At 39.9% G+C, this 21795-nt stretch carries 12 protein-coding genes; 1 reads left to right on the top strand and 11 read right to left on the bottom strand.

What is annotated here, in order from left to right; all coding sequences use genetic code 11:
* Positions 1–364: 364 nt before the first annotated feature.
* The 6 genes from scfB to H70737_RS29635 form a co-directional block, all read right to left on the bottom strand.
* Entirely contained in the window at positions 365–1759 is a 1395-nt protein-coding gene (scfB, locus tag H70737_RS03520) for a thioether cross-link-forming SCIFF peptide maturase (protein WP_042184814.1), read from the bottom strand.
* Positions 1760–1881: 122 nt separating this feature from the next.
* Positions 1882–2031 (bottom strand): six-cysteine ranthipeptide SCIFF, encoded by a 150-nt coding sequence (gene scfA, locus H70737_RS30140; RefSeq protein ID WP_076098734.1) that lies wholly within the window; start codon positions 2029–2031, stop codon positions 1882–1884.
* Between the two features lie 484 nt (positions 2032–2515).
* On the bottom strand, positions 2516–3085 hold the full coding sequence (locus H70737_RS03515; RefSeq protein ID WP_042184812.1) for an SF0329 family protein: 570 nt from the start codon (positions 3083–3085) through the stop codon (positions 2516–2518).
* Positions 3086–3389: 304 nt separating this feature from the next.
* Complete coding sequence (locus tag H70737_RS29640) at positions 3390–6410, bottom strand: DUF4855 domain-containing protein (protein ID WP_156113050.1); 3021 nt, start codon at positions 6408–6410, stop codon at positions 3390–3392.
* Positions 6411–6811: 401 nt separating this feature from the next.
* On the bottom strand, positions 6812–7594 hold the full coding sequence (locus H70737_RS03505; RefSeq protein ID WP_042184811.1) for a response regulator transcription factor: 783 nt from the start codon (positions 7592–7594) through the stop codon (positions 6812–6814).
* The gene (locus tag H70737_RS29635; protein ID WP_197071261.1) at positions 7569–9206 is read right to left on the bottom strand and encodes a sensor histidine kinase; all 1638 of its coding nucleotides are present in this window, start codon (positions 9204–9206) and stop codon (positions 7569–7571) included. The genes H70737_RS03505 and H70737_RS29635 overlap by 26 nt, the downstream gene beginning before the upstream one ends.
* 224 nt (positions 9207–9430) lie before the next feature.
* Here H70737_RS29635 and H70737_RS03495 point away from each other — a divergent pair, with 224 nt between their 5' ends.
* Positions 9431–11221 carry a flavocytochrome c gene (locus H70737_RS03495; protein ID WP_042184809.1) on the top strand — a complete coding sequence of 597 codons (1791 nt, stop codon included), beginning with the start codon at positions 9431–9433 and terminating at the stop codon, positions 11219–11221.
* Positions 11222–11930: 709 nt separating this feature from the next.
* On the opposite strand, the gene H70737_RS30135 is transcribed toward H70737_RS03495, so the two are convergent.
* From H70737_RS30135 to pglZ, 5 genes are all read right to left on the bottom strand, one after another.
* Complete coding sequence (locus H70737_RS30135; protein WP_081951024.1) at positions 11931–14813, bottom strand: SIR2 family NAD-dependent protein deacylase; 2883 nt, start codon at positions 14811–14813, stop codon at positions 11931–11933.
* Between the two features lie 664 nt (positions 14814–15477).
* Entirely contained in the window at positions 15478–15909 is a 432-nt protein-coding gene (locus tag H70737_RS03485; protein WP_042184807.1) for a hypothetical protein, read from the bottom strand.
* 24 nt (positions 15910–15933) lie between these two features.
* On the bottom strand, positions 15934–19146 hold the full coding sequence (locus tag H70737_RS03480; RefSeq protein WP_042184805.1) for a DEAD/DEAH box helicase: 3213 nt from the start codon (positions 19144–19146) through the stop codon (positions 15934–15936).
* Positions 19147–19158: 12 nt separating this feature from the next.
* Entirely contained in the window at positions 19159–19866 is a 708-nt protein-coding gene (locus H70737_RS03475) for a hypothetical protein (protein WP_042193274.1), read from the bottom strand.
* An 11-nt stretch (positions 19867–19877) separates the two neighbouring features.
* Positions 19878–21770: a BREX-3 system phosphatase PglZ gene (pglZ, locus tag H70737_RS03470; protein WP_231573464.1), complete on the bottom strand. Its 1893-nt coding sequence runs from the start codon at positions 21768–21770 to the stop codon at positions 19878–19880.
* Between the last annotated feature and the right edge of the window lie 25 nt (positions 21771–21795).

Here is a 21795-nt window from a genome sequence, read left to right as displayed (position 1 = left end):
TCATATAATTGTTAACGCTTCCGTAATTGCAGTTAATACAGAAAAGCAGATTTCTATCCTATTATATCGACATTTCTTAGAAAATAGTTTATTTTTCGACAAAAAATACGCTAAATCACGAATTTAATATGACTTTAGTCATATATATTTGTGTTCAAAGAAAAAATCATAGATTCGCACATTAAAAAAGCCCTCTCTGTCTATTAAACAGATTAGGCCGTCACGTTTTGAATTCCTCATCCTGATTGCCGATGGAAAAAACGATCTATGATCATAGTTCTAGTTAATACAAAAAAAACCGAGAAAGGCACTTTATTTAAAAGTGTCTATTTCTCGGTTAGAGTTTTTTCATCCGTTACGTTAACTAGCTAGATTGCCCTTCCATCGCTCTAATAGATTCATCAACCTTTACCATCATGGAACATTCGACTCTTTTGCGGAAGACGTCACAGCTGAAGTCATAGGTTCCGACGAGGGAACCCGTCGCGTGCAGTGCATTGGCAGGACAACCACCGCTGCAGTAGAGTTTAGCCCAGCAGTCCTTGCATTCCGGCTTCGAGTAGCAGTTGCTCTCTTGGAATTGACATTGCAGCTCAGGTTTTGTGATGCCATCCCAGAGGTTTCCCATGCTGTATTCTTCATCCCCGACGAACTGGTGACAAGGAAAAAGCTCTCCCCAAGGGGTGACAGCAAGATATTCGGTTCCTGAACCACAGCCAGTAATTCTCTTCTGGATGCAAGGTCCTTCCGAGAGGTCAAGCATGTAGTGATAAAAGGTAAACCCCTTGCCTTGTTCATCGCGACCGATCATTTCCTTGGCAAGAATTTCGTACTGGTTGTATATCTCCGGGAGATCTTCCTCGGTAAGTGCATAGGGCTCCTTTGGATCACAGATGACTGGTTCCATAGAGATCTTGTCAAAACCAAGGTCTGCGATATGAAATATATCGTTGGTGAAATCGACATTGTTACGAGTGTAGGTTCCTCGAACATAGTACTCTTGGTCCCCGCGCTTACGAACGAATTCCTTGAACTTCGGAACAATATGATCGTAGCTGCCTTTTCCGTTAACCGTTTGGCGAAGTCGGTCATGAACCTCTTTTCTTCCATCCAGGCTTAATACGACATTGTACATTTCCTGATTTAAAAACTCAGTGACCTCATCGTTCAGCAGCATTCCGTTCGTCGTGAAGGTGAACCGGAACTTTTTTTTGTATTCTTGTTCTTTGCTTCTTGCATAAGCTACGATCTGTTTAACCACTTTCCAAGCCAAGAGCGGTTCTCCACCAAAAAAGTCGATGTCCAGGTTACGATGATGACCCGAATTTTCAAGCAGATAATCGATAGCTTTTTGTCCAACCTCATAGCTCATGATTGCCCTATCTCCGTTGTATTTCCCCTGGCTAGCGAAGCAATAGTCGCATGACAAATTACAGGTATGCGCAACATTGAGGCAGAGTGCCTTGACATAAGTTTTTCGTTTTTTTAAATCGAGCGAGAGGTTCTCATACTCATCTTTTGTAAAGAGCTGTCCATCATTTTTAAGTTCCTCGATATCCGCGATGGTTTCTCGAATGTCGCTCTCGGAAATGCTGGAATCATCTTTATATTTATCCAACAGCATTGTCACGATTTTTTCGGCAGAAGCTTTCTCATAATCCGCTATAATTTCATATGCTAGGTCATCAACAACATGCACCGAGCCACTGTAGGTATCGAGCACGATATTGTATCCGTTTAGTTTATATTGATGAATCATACTTACTAATCAAGCTCCTTTTGCACACAAGTAGAAACGGCTTGGCCATCCTTTAGGGATAGTATCCATTTCTTAAAAATAGCCGCCCATCAGCAGAGCAATGGGCGGTAAAATTCCGAATCCTATCTGTTCATTGCATTTTCACACTTCTGGTTTGCAACGCCGCAGGAAGTTTTACAAGCGGACTGGCAAGATGTCTGGCATGCGCCGCATCCGCCGTGTTTTGCGGTATCCATCAGTTTGCGGGTGCTCAGTGTTACGATTCTTTTCACGATAAATAACTCCTTCTGTAATTTCTTGTGATCACTTTCACTTAATTTCCATGGAACATCGTAGCAACCTCACGCAAATACGTCTATGATTCCCGTCACCTAGCTGAGCAGAGAGGGCTTAAACATAAGCATCAACGTTAATTTTCGTGCAGTCTTTCATGCTCGTGATCGTAGGATGCCATAGCGGGAACCAGAGTCAGAGCAATGCTAAAAAAGTGACCAAAGAAACAAAAAAGAGACGGCAATGATGCCATCTCTTCAATAACGATTTTTCCTCATACTTGTCCGTAAAGTCCAATAAATATAAGGATTTCATAACACTGTATCCTTCCTTACCAGTAGAGCGACACTCTCCGATTCCATATGCACCATATGCGAACATCCCTCTCATTATCATGGCTATTGTTATGGTGGGAAGAAGTCGCGTAGAATTAGGGATTTTTGTAGAGAGTGTTTCTTGAATATTCAATGAAGTTATTTATTTTTATAATGTACTACGCCTTAGTTCATAAAAATATTGCACAATTGGATGCTTTAACTTCATCTTCTCGCTCATGTTTAAAATTCGCTTTTTCCCAACTCGTCTGTCCACTAAAGCTAGAATATTCAATAAGATATCGTCGCTTTCTAAGCTCTCCTCTATGGAAATAGATAAATACTTAGTAGCTATAACAATAAAGTTCGATTTACTTAATGATGTCTGTGCTGACAAAAGCTCCTTTGCAACTTCTGATATTTTTCTGCTTCTTGCAATGACTATTAGCCGATCCTCCGGGATGATCCCCTTACTATCTTTTCTAACCGCTTCAATGTCTTCATGGTTGATAGGAATTTGAAGATCTGAATCATTCTTAATCTCCTGCTCCGTCTGATACCATCTAATTGAGCTAGTTCTATCATTCATATTAAGTACGTTCTTTTTATCTACCGAAATATAACAATTCCCTGATTTATCAGGTAAATAACGGTAACTACTTGCGCGATATTCAACCCTGCCGTATAACGCAGGACAGAGAAAACTCTCCAGTTGTTGCTTCAATTTGCTCCAGGACATGTATCCTCCTATGTTTTATGTTATAAATACCTGTTGAGGCAGTCGTTCTATTATACAATACATAATACAATCCCACTAAAACCTGAATAATATCTTGATATAATCTAATCCTCTATTTGTCACGTCTACATAGAAACAAGCCGATTAGGTATAGACCCCGTGGTCTGGTACCTAATCGGCTTGTTATGTTACGCCTCAAACGTTCTTACTTCAGTTATTAGTCTTACTCGGACAGATAATTCGATAACCGGTACAGGAAGTTTCAGCGCGGATCGTATTACTGCTTGGATGGATTATTTCTCCATTACTTATCGTGACCTTTACCCGGGTTTTCTTTTGAGTATTCAAAGGTCACTTTTACAGGCTCGCTCATATAGCCAGTCGATAGATACGCCTCATTGGTTCCTTTTAAATTACCCGTAAGTTTGAATGTGAATTGAAAGCTTCCCGCGACTGTACTCTTCGTCTCATCTTCGAGATGAACCTTGCCTTTCGAATCAAGCACCTTCAACTTCACATTTGTAAGGACGCCATTCATCAGCAATCCATCAATCGTTACTTTTTTCGCTTCCTCGTCAACCTTTACTTGTATGCCCTCAATGCCCTTCACGTCTACAGCGCTCGAGAGGTTATAGACACCAAACTCGTAGATGGAATATCCGTAATCGGTTGCTCTTTTTATGCCTTGTAACTTCATGTATCTTGCCTTGACCGGGTTGAACTGAATCGTTTCTTTGCCATCATGCGCGGTAATAATTCCGTCATTTGGCATGACATTGATCCAGTTCTGCTTATCGTTTGACACAAGAAGTTTGTATTTATCGGCACGAGCATATTCCCAATCGATTCGAACCGTATCCATTTCCTTCACTTCATCGAGATCGACCAGGAACCAAGTATTGTCCACGTATTCACTCGCCCATCTTGAAGCAGGGAATCCATCGACGGCTTTAGCCGGTGCATAATTCACATTATTGCCTTCGGTCGACGAAGCTTCTACCGTTTTATTCTGCGCCAAATTGCCTATTAGGTAATAGACGCTTTCCTTCAGCATATTGTACGCCTCATCTTTTATCGTACCCGCCTTCTTGAATTCATCCAGCTTTGCGTTAAAGCCTTGGAGATACTTGGTGACTTGCGCTGCATCTTTCCCTTCATAGCGCTTCATCATTTCCAAATAGTTGTTCAAAGAACGCACCGTTGCAGAATTCGTAAATTGCTTCGCTTGTTCGAAGCGCTCGACTAACGCTTTCATACCAGATGCATTCGTCGTTGCTTCGATAACATATGACTTTATCACCATACGCCCCGCCGTAACGGTAATGTTAAGCTCATGCTTGCCAAGCTTGCCTGCAAGTGGAATAACGGTACCTGCTGTATAAGGCTTGCCGTCATACGTCGCCGTCACTTTCGTCAGACCATCATCCGTTCTAAGCTTCCATGTAAAGGCTACGGATTCTGAATCGGGCAGCCTCATCCCGCTCTGGAACGGCTTGTCGTTCATCTGCACGTCTACCTCGGAAGGCGGAGCCTCGTTGACCTGATACGTTCCTTTAACAAATTGATACAGCCAGTCGTAAAGAACGCGTGTCGCTGGATCTTTACTTACCGCGGTGTTATAGACTGCATTGTTGCCTTGGTAATACGATTTGAAGCCATCCTTCATGAGCCCTGTCTTCGCACCGCTGTTCAAGTAATCGATATACCGCTCGCGGAACACGCCGTCCGTCAGCATCCGATCATCGAACTCGAGTTCATTGGACATGCCATACTGCTTCGCCAGATTCGCAGAATCCTCCAAACGTTCGATATCCGTCGGCTCGAAGAAGTAGTTCGGTTGGATCGTCACCGCATCGAAGCCGACATCCTTCCACATGAACGCTTTATAAGCGAAGAAGTGCGGAATCCAGAAGAACTTCATGTCCTTGCCGCTAATTTGCATGTCATGCAGGGTCCTGCTCACCGAACGGATCAGATCCGGTCCGGATTGGCTTGTGCTGATTTGCTCTTCGAACCAGTACATACCTACAAGCTCGAGGTTAGCGTAACCTTTTGCTTCCCATCTCGATTTGACTTGCTGCAGCCACCATTGAACTGCTTTTTCACGGTTCGCAAGGGCTTTCTCTTTGCCAACGGAATCATTGAAGTTCAGCGATTCTCCACCTTGTTCAATAGCTCCGAAATTAGTGATCGATTCACCTGGATCCGGAATCATGAGGACAACCTTTTCCTTCACGCCAGACTCGTTCAGCGCATCGGATACTTCCTTAGCCGCTGCGTTTAACGCATCCATATCACCGCCTACCGCAAAGGTCTTATCCAGATACCATTGCCAATCTTCCAGATAAGCCCGCCCGCCGAAATCACGACCTGGATTTGGAGAGTTAATGCCAAGATACAGGACGCCGTCGAAGAGTCGATCCTTAATCTTGCCGTCCTTATCGACATAACTAATGTTCGGAATGATCCGTTCTTTTGTCCAGATGCCTAAGTCATTCGCATATTGCCCGTTATACAAAAGTCCAAGATGCTCTATACCCGCTGTTGCTTCGCCTGCCGCCAAGAATTTCGGCGTATGCGTTGGAACAGTTACGGCTCCGGCAACTTTGCCCTCTTCACCGAGGATTTCAATCTCATCCACGAAGGTCATTGCACGCGTATGCATTGTGAATGTTACTTTCACGTACCGAGCATACACGATTTTCGCATCTGGGCCGATCGCTTTAATACCGTCCTTGCTGCCATCCCACACATAGGTCTCCATGTATTTACCATCATTCCACAGCTTCTGCGTGGCATTGTCTTTGAGCAGTCCCCAGTTCACCTTGTCATCGGAGACGTACATCGATACCGTGAGTGGCACGAGTACATTGTTCGTTGGCCAATCTTCGAGGAAATTGGCTTTAATACCCGTGAGTGATTTCTTCGCCCCCAAATCAAACACAACTTCGCGTGTTTTACCCAAATGATGTCCAACCCATGCTACGTCGGATCTATTGCTTGCCCCATATATACCATCCGTAAGTTTGTTGCCTTCATCCGGATTTGAAGCTTCCGGCTCTTGCGACCACTCATAAGATAAGCCCGCTGCAAGATTGTGATATACCGCCCCATACACTGACGCAATAACACCCTCCGTACCCGCTCCCGGTAGGTCTGATGGATTCGTCACCTCGACCGGATCGGCTTCGCCCGGCGGGTTCGCTGGTGTCTGTTCCTCTGTCTGTGTAGGCGGCAGCGCCTCTTCCGCTTGCGCGATCGGCATCATCGTTACGATCATGATCGCAACCATGACGAGAGCTACCCATTGTCTACTCCTCTTCATATCGTACGAACTCCCTTCTGATTCTTGAGTCAAGAAACATCAATCTCCTAAATGGTATGCGCTTCCATTTCAGCTTACCTCGATGCTCTTTCCTCCCTTCCGAGATTCCGACACGCCATAGAAGCTTATAACATATGTCAATGTCCTTATAGTAACATTATGAAAAGTGGCCCTTCTTTCAAATAGATAATTAATGACATCGGGTATACACTTGTTGACATGAAGGCCTTCACGTCGCGTTTTTATAGGTATAAAGATAGCGCTTACCTCCTAAGGTCCTACCTATTTTCTATCAATGTCCTCTAAACAATCCGCCACATAAAAAACGCAACCCCTCGAGGCTGCGTCGTGTTTATATATGGTGGCGCCTAATTACTGCGGCGTTCTACTAAATTGATGCCCTATCCATAACCGAACGGATGCTTTTTGTACTCTAAGGGGCTTGAGCCGACTCTATTTTTGAACACACGACTAAAATAGTACTGGCTCTTATACCCTACCTTCACGGCCAGATCCCCGATTTTGATATTCGGCATTACGTCATCCAGAATCTCCTTCGCCTTCGATATCCGAAGCTCGGTGACATAGTCAAGGAATGAAGCACCGATTTCTTGCTTCATACGCTTGCTAAGATAGGTTTGGTTGATATGAAATAGCGCTGCTACTCGAGTAATAGACAGCTCCGGATCCTGATAATGACTGTCAATATACTCGGTCACTTTTTGGATAAGCACTGTTCCATCCCCTGTATACCCGGGAAGCTCCCGCTCCTTATCCACCCTGCTTTCATGTGAATGCAAAGGATATTTTGCCTGAAGATGCTCATCGATCCGATGAAGCAGCTTGTTCAGATCACTCTTCGGCACAGGTTTCAATACATAATCGAATGCTTGCAGTTGCACGGCTTGACGCGCATATTCAAAGTTATCGTAGCCGCTGATGATGACAACCAGAACCGACGGGCAGCGTTCGCGCAATATATTTATAAGATCGAGCCCATTCATATTCGGCATGTTGATGTCCACAAGACATACATGTGGTGGGGCTTCCTCCACCATATTCAATGCTTCGTTTGCACTTTTCGCTTCTCCTGCAACTTCAAAAAGATACGAACTCTCCTCAATGTATTGTCGCAAGCCTTTGCGAATGATCGTTTCATCATCGACGATGACAATCTTCCACATCTTCATTCCACTCCCCGTCCAAAGGTATTCGAATGACCATAACGGTAATGCCATCTTCGCTCTTCACTGCAAGGCCATATGGCACCCCGTAAGCTAGTCGAATGCGATGGTTTACACTGTATAGCCCAAAGCCTGTGGCAGAACGATCATATTTATCATCAAGAAGGGCTTGATTCATCTGTTCAAGCTTCTCTTCAGGAATCATAACCCCATTATTTTCAACCTTAATGACCAAATCATCGACCTGTTTATATGCTGTAATCGAAATTTTGCACTTTTGATCCCCAAGTGGCTTAATCCCGTGATAAATCGCATTTTCCACCAACGGCTGCAGCATGAAGCGAACGACTTGGCACTGAGCAAGCTTTTCATCATATCGAAGCTCGTAGTCCAGAATCTCCTCATATCGCACGCCTTGAATATGAAGATAACTCTCGACATGGTACAACTCCTGATCAAGCAGAATGTAGGGACTGCCTGTGCCAAGCCCTAATCGGAAATACGCGCTAAGCGCTTCCACCATCTCCACCACATTGTCTGCTCCATGTTCCATTGCCATCCACTGGATCGTATCCAATGTGTTATATAAAAAGTGCGGCTTGATCTGCTCATGAATCAGTCTGAGCTCCATCTCCTTTCGGTCCTGCTCCACAGCGTATAAATCAACAAGCATGTCATTGAAGCTTCGCCCAAGATCGCCGATCTCATCCGAGCGCGTAACATCTGCTCGTATGGTTTGGTTGCCGTTCTGCACATTTTCCATTACCTGGCGAAGCGACTGAATTGGACGAATAATGGAAGAAGCAAGCAGCATCAGAAAGACAATAAACGCACTACCGATAAGAACGCCTACCAGCAATGCAGTCCGCTGGGTTTTGATCACCGCTAGCGATAGACTTGAATTCGGTACTTCGAGTACTAGCTTCCAGCCTTCCACATTTTGAATTGGAGCCTCAAATACACTCATGTTCTTCTTATCTGCTGCATCCTCCGCTCCATCTCCTTCACCCAGCTCTCTGCAATCGATGATAAGCTGGCCTGACTGGTCATATAGCATTACATCTTGAGCAATCTCCTTCATCTTCTTGACGGAGACGGCTGCGGCAATATAAGCTACCTCATCATTCACCGATGGATTCACGCGGTAGAGAATGACGACGATTTCAACTGCATTCGCTTTGGATACGATCGGATTACTCACCACATAATTGGAATCTGAATTTAGCAGTTGTTTTCGATAGTAGGGTCGGTTTAGTATCGAAAAAGGCTTGTCCTTTGCTGACCAGGAATTTCCGTGAATATCCACCACTCGTATGGATTCGTACTCTACTCGCTTCTTCGCCTCAAACTTATCGATCTCTTGCAGCAATTCATCTCGTGTCCACTGATGGTCCGAAGCTAGAGAAGCAAGCATGTCTATCTCACCGATGCGCTGATTAAACCAATAATCGATCTGGTCGCTGCGTGCATTAACCACTTGCTGCGTTAAGTTCTTATTCAAAGGGACAACCGTATGGTTCATCTCCAAATATATTGTTACAAGCAATGCAATGAACAGCAGCAAGAAGCAGCTTCCTGCGATTAACGTAATTTTTAAGTGAATTGATCTCATTGTAATCATAGCCCTTCACAATATCCGTTTCTTACATGCCCGAAAAAGACAAAAAAACGCTAATCTGTGCAAATACATAATGCAGTACTAAATCTATAATAGGTCTTGTGCATATTTTCACATGAAATAACATTCATGTCTAGGCTAGAGATAAAGGATTTGCCTAGCAAATCTTCCTCTCCCTAATGTATGTAACCAATTCACAACAGAATGAAGGAGATATTATGCGAACTCACACGAAAAAGCTGTTATCTATTCTACTAGTCCTCAGTCTTATGTTCACGCTTGCTGCCTGCGGCGGTAAAGACGCAGCACCCGCTGCAGATGCAAACGGAGTTCAAGTCTTTGAAGGAGTTGGGCAAGGTAAACATGGCGATATTAAAGTACAAGTTTCCTTATTAGATAACAAGATCACTGACATTAAAGTAACAGAGCATAAGGAAAATGAAGTACTTGCAGAACCTGTTTATACGCAGCTCAAGCAAGATGTCATGGCAACTAACAGCGCAAAAGTTGATGCCATTAGCGGATCTACGGTTACAAGCAAAGGATATCTTGAAGCCATTCAAGATGCAATTACGAAGTCTGGACTTACCCTTGTCGCTGGCGCTGCAGTCAGTGGAAACAAAGACAAAGAAGAAGCCGAGCAAACCTATGATGTTGTCGTCATCGGTGCCGGGGGTGCTGGCTTTAGTGCGGCTATCGAAGCGAAGAGCGCTGGAGCAAATGTAGTTCTGCTCGAGAAAATGCCAGCTGTTGGCGGCAACACATTGATCTCCGGTGGTGAGATGAATGCGCCTGACAACTGGGTTGAACGTGCTCTTGGCATCACAGATGACACGGCTGAATTATTCTATAATGATACGATGAAGGGCGGAGACAACCTCGGGGATCCAAAGATGGTTCGTATTCTTGCCGACAATGCTCTAACATCTGCCGAATGGCTGCGCGATGAGATCAAGGTAGAGTTCTTACCTGATCATCTGTTCCAATTTGGAGGCCATTCCAGAAAACGTGCGTTGATTCCTGTAGGTCATACAGGGGTTGAATTGATTACCAAGTTAAAAGCCAAAACAGACGCTGATCAAATCACGATCAAAACGAATATGAAAGCCGAAACCTTGCTGAAGGATGAAAGCGGCAAAGTAACCGGTGTAACTGCGACTTCGGGTACTGGCGACAAGATCACATTCCATGCGAACAAAGGCGTCATCATAGCTACCGGTGGTTTTGGATCCAATGTAGAGATGCGTAAAAAGTATAACCCTAAAATGGATGAAAAATATATGTCTACCGATACACCAGGATCTACAGGTGACGGTATCGTTATGGCAGAAACGATTGGCGCCAAACTGACAAATATGGAGAGTATTCAAACGTATCCAATCTGTAATCCTGAGACAGGTGTTATTTCCCTGGTTGCAGACTCCCGCTTCGATGGTGCGATCCTGATTAACCAAGAAGGCAAGCGCTTCGTTGAGGAATTAGAACGTCGTGACGTTATTTCTAAAGCAATTCTTGCTCAAACGGGCGGATATACGTATCAATTATGGAATCAAGGCATTGAGGATATCGGTAAAACGATCGAAGTTCATCAGGACGAATACGATCAACTCGTTAAACAAGGCTTGCTCTTTAAAGCCGATACGATTGAAGAGGCGGCTGATTTCTTCAAAATTGACGTGAACACTTTGAAAGAAACGATTAATAAAGTAAATGATTATGCGAAAACAGGTAAAGACCTTGATTTCAAACATCGCGGTGGATTGAAATCTCTTGAAAAAGGCCCTTACTACATCGAAAAAGCTGTACCATCCGTTCACCATACAATGGGCGGCTTGGTGATCGACGAGAAGACTCGCGTATTGAATGAAAAAGGCGAAGTCATCCCTGGGCTGTTCGCTGCAGGTGAAGTAACAGGGGTCATTCATGGTGCAAACCGTCTTGGCGGTAATGCCATCGCTGATATCTTCACATTCGGCCGGATTGCAGGCAAACAAGTTGTAGCAGAGTAATCTTATTTTTATGTAACTGCTCTATTAATAAATTAGTCTTAAAAACGTGCAAGATAGTTTGTAGAGTGCAGGTTGACTGATAACTTTCAAGTTGCCCTCTATGACATAGCAAACCGCCCTGTCAGCAACATTGCGAACAGGGCGGTTTTTTATGGTGGAGCTAGGGGCTACGCTCGTCTAACTCGCGGCTCTTTTATCGTTCTCCGTTAGTGGAATTAATATTGTCCATTTCTTTCCTGGTACTATCACTAGAACTATAGCAATTATTTAGTGTCTACTTGACAAGGGTTCCTCACCAACAAAGCTACCGATTCTACGTGTACTGTATGCGGGAACATGGGCTACTTGGTTCTCATTCGCCATGGTGGTCTACAACCTTGATCTATAAGGGTTTTCTTCATTATAGTATAGTTCTGTTTGGATACGGTACACTTGGAATTGATAGCTTTCGTCCCCAATTCGTCCCCGTGAAAGACAGTTTCTTGCGTTCAACCGTTCAGGTACAGTGAAGTTTCTTACATCAGTCCATCCATAACATTATGTGCTTTTTGACTCTTTTCTTGAGTTTTAAGTCCCACTATTCAAAAATATCATTCCTATAAATCCAGTTACAAATGATACGTTCACAGTGTTCGTGGTCGAGCGGAGGTCAAGAAATTTAATAGTCAATAAAATTCATGTGTGGAGACGGAGAAAGGAATATAACAGCTTAGTGTACTTCTATTACCTGCTCAACCCCTGAAACTTTTAGTACATTATTCATAAAGGTTTCCCACTTTTCTGAGATTATCCGATTAAATTCTTCTTTTACTTTATATTTATTTAAATTTTCATCATACATGTAAAGTATATCATCGGTATATTTTACAAACTTATACGCATTTTCTAAATTGCCCCATCTATTAATAACAAAATTCCAAAAGTCACTTTCATAACTTTGAGGGGCAAACACTGAACTTGTCAAAAAAGATGTTATCTCTTTAGTAATACCCTCAAATAACTCAGTATAATAAATATTTATTTGCTCTTCAAAATGTTCTAAATAAACCTTCAAACCACTAGAGTTATCTTCAATTTTGACCATTGTATCAATTATGCTTTTCTTAGTGCTGCTAATCAAATAATCTAAGTTCCCCCTTATAAGATTTGCTGCTCTTAAATAAATATTGATATCCCTGTAGTAATATATTCCAAATCTATTATTTATAGCTCTTAATGTGGAGGCGTAATGTGACTCCAAAAAAGCTTTATATTCCACTAAAAATCTTTCTGTGGTTTTTTCCGCTAATTCATATGGAGATATATCCATTTTTATTTTTATTTCATTGTGTATTTTTTCAATCTTTTCACTATCACCATCACTTAAATAATTATTTCTTTTTAATACTTCTAGTTGATTCTCAATCAAAATAACTTGATTCATAAGATTATTTTCTCTTTTTTCAATAATTGAATCTAAATTACCAAATATCTCATTTCTATCATCTTCTATACTGGGTTTAGCAATTGTTGAAATCAATCCTTCATCGTCTTTGCGAATGTGTTTATAAGCATCATAGAACAATAAATTCTCAATATCAAAATTTATATTTCCTTCGATGAATTTGTTTTCTATTTGTTTTTTTCTTATTTTCGTCCCTTTTTCTTCATTGCCTGTTGCACCGGACATATTTAATTGTTCAGGTTTTCTAGGTAAAACCATCATGCATACTTTACTTCTCAAGTAGGAATTTGAGTTAGTTGTTTTAAAACTATTTACAAGAAATTCATAAATCAACTTTGAAGGTGCAGGATTGAATCTATCTAGAAATATGCACAGGGTATTATCAGATTTAATAAAGCTTTCAAGATCATCCCTATCCACACTTTCCATTCCTTTGGTATCTATTATAGAATTGATTCTATTTAATTTATTGAGGTCTAATATTTCTTTGTCGATATAGATGTATGTTTTTTGGGGTATCGAAAACCTATCCAATTCACCATCATTCAATTTCTTAGTAACATCCTTTAACCATTCCTTTAAACTCTGTTTGGTAGTTTTCTCATTATATATAATCTCAATCTTATTTCTATCTTTTAAATTAATATTCGCTTCTATGGTTTTATTAAAATCATCTTTCTCCCCTATAAAGTTCTCAGTAAATTCATCGAATTTTTCATCACTAGTGAATCCAGCCATATTCCTAATAACTCTATCTAATTCTGCATCTAATTGTACAGTTGCTTGGTTATCAGACTTATTGTTTTTTTTACTCTTATGCTTATTCCAATAGAAGTCGCAAAATTGTTCTATATCATGTTTTACATCTTTATAATCTTTAGGCTCAATTCGTATTGTTACATTTGAACTTTGGCTACCGAGTATCCTTACTTCTCCAAGTGTTGTTCGCCCAGATGAGGTAGGAAGCAATGGCAAATCATGAATATTCTCACCAATATCGATATCTTTTATAAGATTGAATAAATTACAAATTGCTGTTGTTTTTCCGCATCCAATTTCGCCTATGAAAACCACATCATATTTATCAACACTTAAGATTTTCTCAACTTTTTCAAGTCTTCTTATCATATATGACAACGAATTCAATTTTAAGGCTTTTGATAGATTATTAGATTCATGTTGAATAATATCATTTTCATAGTTCAAACTCTTCTTAAGAGTTCCAATTTTCTTTAAAATCCCATGCTTTGTATTATGCTGTTTCTGTATATTTATTTTATCATTAAGTATTTCCTTTTCACCTTCAACAAGATTGGCTTCCGATGCTATATCTTTTAATATACTTCTTATTTCTCCAGCATGTGAAGAATATTTAGAATTATAAGGGATTGTTTCTATATTATATGTACATTTCAACCATTCGATTTGCTCCTTAGAAGGGTTATCAAGTAATATAAAATGCTTTGTATTAAAAAATTGGTTTATATCTTTAAGTATCCTTTGTATAAAGATATCATTAAAAGAAAACCCAAGAAATATAAATGTCTTTGTTCCTGTTAATAATGAGAATAATTGATCATATTTTTTATCATTATATAATTTACTGTATGTTTCTTCAGTAATTACAACACTCTCTTGCTGTGAAATATTCCCATGAAGATGGAATATTTTTTTCTCTCCATCATTTAACAAAGTATTTTGAGTATTTCCGCTAAAATCTTTCAAATTGGTTGGAATGTAGCTACTTGTAAGAAATTTATTTAGTGCGTGATCATAATTTGTAGTTAAATAAATATCGAAATTCATCCGAGCTAAGTCTGAGTAATTATGGCTTTCTCCGTCAATTTGAAGATTAATTTTTTCTTTAATTGATTTACAAATATATTCCTGGATATCTGAATCTGTCCTATTTGCATACTTTTTTATTGCTCTTATTGCTTCCCAGTAATCGTCTTTTGATAATTCCAATTGAATCATTTCTTGAAAACCCGTAAAACCTTTGACTTCAAATAATTTTGCATAATCAGAAATTAATTCACCCCAATTAGGAAGACCAAAAGGGATTGAAAGACCTGCACCGATAAACGGAACTAATTTATTATTAACATACAATTCTTGCAGTTGACTTATAAAAAAACTTTGACTCATTTCGCCACCCCAATTTTTAAGTAAAGTTAAAATATATGTATTTTCCACCCTGTAAACAGGTAAATAATACCACACTTTCGTCGTGTTTTGCTAAGAAATGTGCAATATCAATGGAAATTGTCGAAGAAAATAAACAACTTGCTATCCCCTCTCATCAGAGTTAACATACACTCGAACAATGGGAGGTGATGGCTTTGTCTCAGAGTGACTTCCCACAATTGTTTAAACAAATATAAGCTTAAGATTTGATGAACACGCGAATACTTCAGCTTTAACTAAATCCATGAAAAAAGAAGCCTCCCAAAAGTTCATTGAACTCATGAGAAACCTCTAACCACCTTACCTTACGTGGAGAAAATGTAGGAAAACTACATTTTCAAAGCTCGTCTTACATCATGCCGCACATGATACATCACTGGTTTTTTGGGATGTAATTCAGCACCCCTAAATTTACCATATTACACCAATAACATAAATTAACAAAATAGTATGGAATCCAATAATAGAAAGTCAGTCACTTTTAATAAAATATTTTTACACCTATCTATATTACATTCCAAATGGATATATGTTACCAAACAGGTGCCCAGTTCTTCCGATGAAAATCCTATTGATATTTTATTAAGTGGCTCTGGGGTATTTGGGACTTAGCCCTGCTATCCTTCTAAAAATCCTTTATAAAAGTCGCGTATTCTTCTTGATTCATGGACCTATAGTCTTCTAGGTTCTGTGATAGGTCATGAACATGAAATACCGTTAAATCATTGTCATGAATAACATAATACGCTGGGCAATTTACTCCTGCAGCTAATTTAATTATTATTTCCCTTTCAACGTAAGTTCTTCTCCAGATATATTTTTTTGCATTTATAATATGTTTTTCATTATTAAGCCTTCCAGTTACAGCCACTATAGCGACGATTCCCCTGTCCTTTCTATACTCGACAAAGTCTATATCGAGTGTGAGATACTTTGAGCCGAGGCTTCTATGCCACAAGCTATATTCAGTAGTCCTTTCGCCAGTATGCTCCCCTTTAACATTTTGATGATCTCTTGGTGTAAATTTACTAGGGTCAATTGAATTATCATGTTCCATTTCTTCTTCTCCTTTAGTATAATTTTATACCAAAAATATTAATCCAAGCTTCTTTTCCTCTATGCAATTACCAGATTTCACTACATATATGTACGTTTTATCTTGAATTTCTTTAAGATCCTCATGGTAGTCTTCAGACGGCCAATACTTCTCATCATTAGTAACAATAATATATCTAGACTCCCCGTTGAATCGTTCACTGTAAAAATCCACAAGTGAAAACGGATGAAACACTCTGATGATGCCGCGGCCATTTTTTCGTTCATACTCTTCGATAATATCTCTGTAATCAACAGAGATCACCCGTTGCGGTTTTCCCCTAGGGACAATTTCAAGTTGAGCGATCCTTTTGGGTGGCTTCATTCCTATATTCTTTTGCCTTTGAACTAAAGCTAACCTTCGTTCCTTACGCATCTCAACATCAATCAAATTGGCATCAACTTGATTAATTAATGCACCATTCTTATTTTCTTTGTTTTCTTGCTCGTACTTTGTACGCTTCTCAATTAGATCGTCAATTTGTTTTTTAAACGTTTTGTCTAAATAGCTCATTACTCGATTTAATTGCGCTTCACGCTTACTACGAACCTCATCCCTTAATTCCATTGCTGTTTTCACCGCGGCGGTACGAAAAGAACTATCTATTAACTCACTTAATGCAGTAAGTTCTCCGACGAATCCTTCTTGAAACAACCAATATTGATCTAACCTAAGTAATGATTCATCTTGACGCTTAGCAAGAAAGATTAGTTCATCAGCCAACTCACTTCCTGTACCGTCCGTAATACTGTTTAGATAAACTTCAACTGATAATGGCTCATTTACCGGATAATAAACCATAAAACGTTCTAGTGCCATTTTTTCGTTTTCTCTACGCGTAAGAATCATCCCTAATTTACACAAAGGATGATCTTCAGATATAATATCTATTCCTTCCTTAACATAGTCCTGAAAAGAAGTGAATCGTATTGCCTCTTCTAATTGATATAAGGGAAGGCGGTTGTTCTTTGATATATCCCGTATATATTTAGGCAATCGCTCAATTCGTTTAACCTTCTCATTCTGAGTTTGATGAATACGAACATTACATTTTTTCAGGATATGCTCTGTAAAGGGGCCATAATTGCGTGCCGGTAATTTTTTGACAGTCATATCATGCTGTTCTCTTCGCATCTTAGGTAAATCAAATATATCATCAGAAAGCCTTTCCTTTTCAACCTCTTCAAGCAGCTTTTTGTGTTCTTCCGATAGTTTTCGTTCCATGGACGCGATTATATCATCTAACTTCTCACGATGAATAACGGCAGCCTGCATTAAAGAAGCTAAATCATTGAAATCCCCATCAACTATTTCCCCGATGAAATCATAAACAAGATCCGCACCTAAGTCTTCTCTCATTCGTTCCATTTTTTCAAGCAGACGAATCATGACATCGCCTTCTCGAGTATTAGAGGCAACTAGGTTAAATACTGCTACTTCGTTTTTTTGACCAATCCGATGAATACGCCCCATTCTTTGTTCCAGTTTGTTGGGGTTCCAAGGAATATCATAATTGATCATCTGATTACAGAATTGAAGATTTATTGACTCTCCACCGGCATCTGTGGCCAACATAATCTGACAATTATTACGGAACAGATCGACCTGTCTTCTACGTTCATCCATAGAAAGTCTTCCAACAATCTTAGATATCAGAGGCACACGAGTTATTAATCGCTTCTCCAAAAAATCAAGCGTATCTGCTGATTCTGTAAAAATTAAGATCTTCTCTCCTTGATTCAGTAACCCATTCCAACCAAACAATGTTTGTTCCAACTCGTCATACTTTCGTTCTGCTGCATTTCCCTTTAAGTATGATGTTTTCCTTACAAGTCGCTCTAATTCATTTATCTCAATTCGCAACTCCTCTGGATCGAGGTTATCGGTGGCACTTTCAAGTTCATCCTCTAATAACTCTTGCGTTTCTAAAGATTCGTCCTCATACTCTTCCCTATCGAATTCTTCTTTATCTTTTGTCTGTTTTTTCTTACTTACCATCGTATCTTCTAATAATTTGATCAACCGATCTCTGCGCCGTTTGAGAGATAGATCAATGGCATTAACAGAAGAACTTAACCTTCTTTGAAGTAGCATCATTGCAAATGCTGTGCTATTACTACCTGTGTTCATAGCGCGATTAAAGTATAGTCGAACATATTCTGTGACAGCCTCGTAAAGATCGAGCTCGTCTTCTGACAATGTGTATTGAATGGTTCGTGTGGTTCGCTTGGGGAATAGTGGTGTACCATCAAAGTTTTTGAGGCTCTCCTTTAACCTACGAATGATAAAAGGATTCGCCTTTTCACGAAGCGACTCCGTTGCCGACAGGTTAGAGAAAATATCATCATCTACTAGACGCATAAGATGCCTGAAATTTTCCATATCACCTTTATGAGGAGTTGCGGTTAACAAGACACAATGCTTGGCTTGTCGTAGTACTGCTTCACCTAGATGATATAGTCTCGTTTTTGATGTTTTCTTTTTCGTTATACCATGAGTGTACGCTGCCATTTTGTGGGCTTCATCCACTATGACAAGATCAAAATCCGCTTCATTTACCAAGCTCTTCACATCATCGCGAGCTGCCCAATAGATGGATGTAAGACAAAAATCATGTTCTATGAATGGATTCTTAGAACCGTAGTGTTTCATTACAGATCGATTGATGATGAAGAAATCCTCATTAAATTTCTCTTGAAGCTCTTCCTGCCATTGTTTAAGAACTAATGGCGGAACCAGAATTAAAATCCTATCCACACTTCCACGTGCCTTAAGCTCTTTAATAAGCATTCCTGACATTATTGTTTTACCAGCGCCTGGATCATCCGCGAGTAAAAATCGCACCTGGGGCATCTGTAACATCCGACTATATACTGCCTCAATCTGATGAGGCAACGGGATTAAATTCTTATTGCCAAGGGTCTGCTTAGCAGAATATTTCCCATTCACTAATAATGCATGATAACGCAAGTAATGTTGAAGATCGCTTGAAGTCATTTGATGGCTGGTATTACTTCGCTCAAATAATCTTTGCAAGGTTGCTAGCTCAACCTCATCCAACATTAACTCATAATATCGATTGGAATCCCGCCCTAGTGCTGCAATTGAGTAAAAGCCTTCATCGAAGGCTTCTACTTTTTTTATCTCAACCGATTCCGGAAACTGGGCTCCTTGAACAATCTCACCAACTTTAATCATTTTGTCATAGCCTCACTTCAGTCTAACCATAGTCATGTCAATTCCTTGCCTCATAACTTGTAGCTGACTATTTCTCATTTCACTTTCCCCTATTTCTATCGAAAACGGAAATATGCATGGTTCATTTGAAATTTGTTTTAATTCAATGGCTGATCTACCAGTAGCTTTCAGAAGAACCTCAATTAGCCACAGTTTTAAATCCAACTGTTGAATCTGCTTCTTCTCAGTGCTTACATACATTTTCTTATCTTCACTAATGACTTCAAGTTGTTTTAATGTACCTAGTACAGCTCCTATTGATACACTTACTCGTCTTCGTTCACCATAAAGAGTAAAGATCTTTCTACTTAACTGTATGCTCGAGAATTCGCCGTGAAGTTGAAATAAACGTCCAATTTGCTCAGTCACATCTTTTAGAAATGGGTATGCAAGTATCATTAAACCCCAGTGAAGGAGCAACCTTTCATCTTTAGATGCATTTCCGAACATTTGAATGGCACGATCTCTTAATTCCTCGTTTTCCTCACTAACTAAAACCCAGATTTTAAACAGGATCGTTCGTGCATTTAACCTCGCCTTTGAGCCTGCTATGTCTGACATCAAGTACTGGTCGACCAGATCATACATTTGTTGTCTGCTTTCGGCTCTTATTAATTCTCGAGCTATGAAATCCAATTGATGTAGTTGTAACTTTTGATCGAACCCGACAACCTTCTTCATAATCGACACCTTCATTCCATTCTTTTCTTCACTCGTACGAAAGGTACTATTACTTCCTCAATGCTTGCGCCGCCATGACTAACTACAACTTCGCCTTCTTTGACATAAGCCTCTCCGGATTTCGCCAGTAGCACATGAAATTCATCGGGTAATCCACTTCCTTTCCACTTTTGTGACGAGTATTTTTCAGCAGCTCGATCTCTTAATACTTCTGTATTGTATATCCGAACTCGTTCCCCTTTAGTATCTGCAAGAACACCTTCTCGAATAGTCCCGATTCCAACGCTTTCTTTGTTCCCATGATCGGATGTTATATACACTTCAAATCCAGCTTCTAATAAATCATGAAGTAATGAGCGCAAATAACCCTTTCTTAGCCAAATGGAAATCTGACTTTGCATGCCTATTTGGCCTTGAATGGTGTTATGCGTCAGCTTGTCTATAATATCGACCACAAGTCCTGCAACTTTAATTGACGGTTTAGATAGTGCCTTTATCTCCGTTCTATTATATTCACCTTGGCCTAGAGATTTCTCGTACGAGATATTAAGCGGGGATACTCCAAGGCGATTCCAGCAAGTTTTCCACTCTTTTTCTTCATTCGCTGTTGTGTGTATTGAATCATAATAGGTTCTTGGTATTTGACCTGAAAAAATGGCTTGTCTTGATACTGAAGTCAGGGTTGGAATCCAAGCATAAGTTCCTTTTTCATTAAAGTTGAAAAATTGCTGAAGCTCCGATCGAATCTGACTCCATTGTACAAAGCTCATCCCGTCCATCACAATAACAGCCTTCTTGACAGATCCTTGAAGTTGTACATACTCTGCAACCCTATGAAGCATGACAGGTGCATGCATATCTGTCAGTGAAATGAGTGCACTATAATGAGAATCTAGCCATTTCATAAATCTCTCTTCTATAACTTGCTCAAGGTTTCTTAATCTGTCAATGATGCTATCCGACATTTGAATTTGAAACGAAATTGACTTTGCTGATCCGTATAATTGGCAAAGCTCAACCCAACCCCGGCGATCAACTTCTAGTTCTAATAACTCTTCAATTCTATTTATGTGCTCATACAATGAATCACTTAACGATTGTTTCTCATCTAACTTCACACCAAACAATAAAGTTTCAGGTAAATAACGATTATTAACAAAGACAGGTGTTAACTTTCCAAGACGGAATAACCCAGCAAGTGTATTTTGAAGAGTGGGATCACTAAATGCATGATTGTCTGGAGCTCCACTTTCAATATAGGAACTCCATTCCTTCTGAATGAAAGCAAATAGGGACTCTGAAGAGATCAAAAATTCTGATATATCCAAATGAGGATTATTATAATCTTTAGTACTTAATACAGCCTCAAGATAGTCTATTATCATTTCAGGCACAGCATAATGAAGCAAGTGCTGAGCAACACATAGTGATAAACATTCTGCTGTACTATCAACCGAGTCATATGGTAATTTGTAAATGCGTTTCAGAATAAAATCAATAGTTTCTGAATCTGATTTCCTGCTTGTTGTATCTTCAATTAAAGACAAAGCATCCAATGCCCTCGAATCTAGTTCTCTGACAAGTGAAGGAGATAAATTAGGAAACAACTCGCTTTTGCTTAATGAAACTGGATGCCCCTGAATCCATATATCATATGGAACGTCTAACATTGTGTTTGATTTTATTTTTATTAATAGATATCTGCTCATTGACATGTGTCGATACTCAGCTTCATACCAATATCTAAACATTGCACGATCATCTAGTTCCACGATTTCTATCCCTAATTTCTGCAATTCACTAATAATAACTTCATCTTGTAACAATGAGTCGGGATCACTAACCAGCGTAATGTGGTAGAAAGGTGCTTGAAAATTTCCAAGCACCTTTTCACGCCAATTCATACTCAAATTAATTTCACTTCCTTAA

Source organism: Paenibacillus sp. FSL H7-0737 (assembly GCF_000758545.1).
In the GTDB taxonomy this organism is placed as follows: domain Bacteria; phylum Bacillota; class Bacilli; order Paenibacillales; family Paenibacillaceae; genus Paenibacillus_AQ.
The sequence above is the reverse complement of the archived record's forward strand: the minus strand, read 5'-3'. Positions and strand labels throughout refer to the sequence as shown.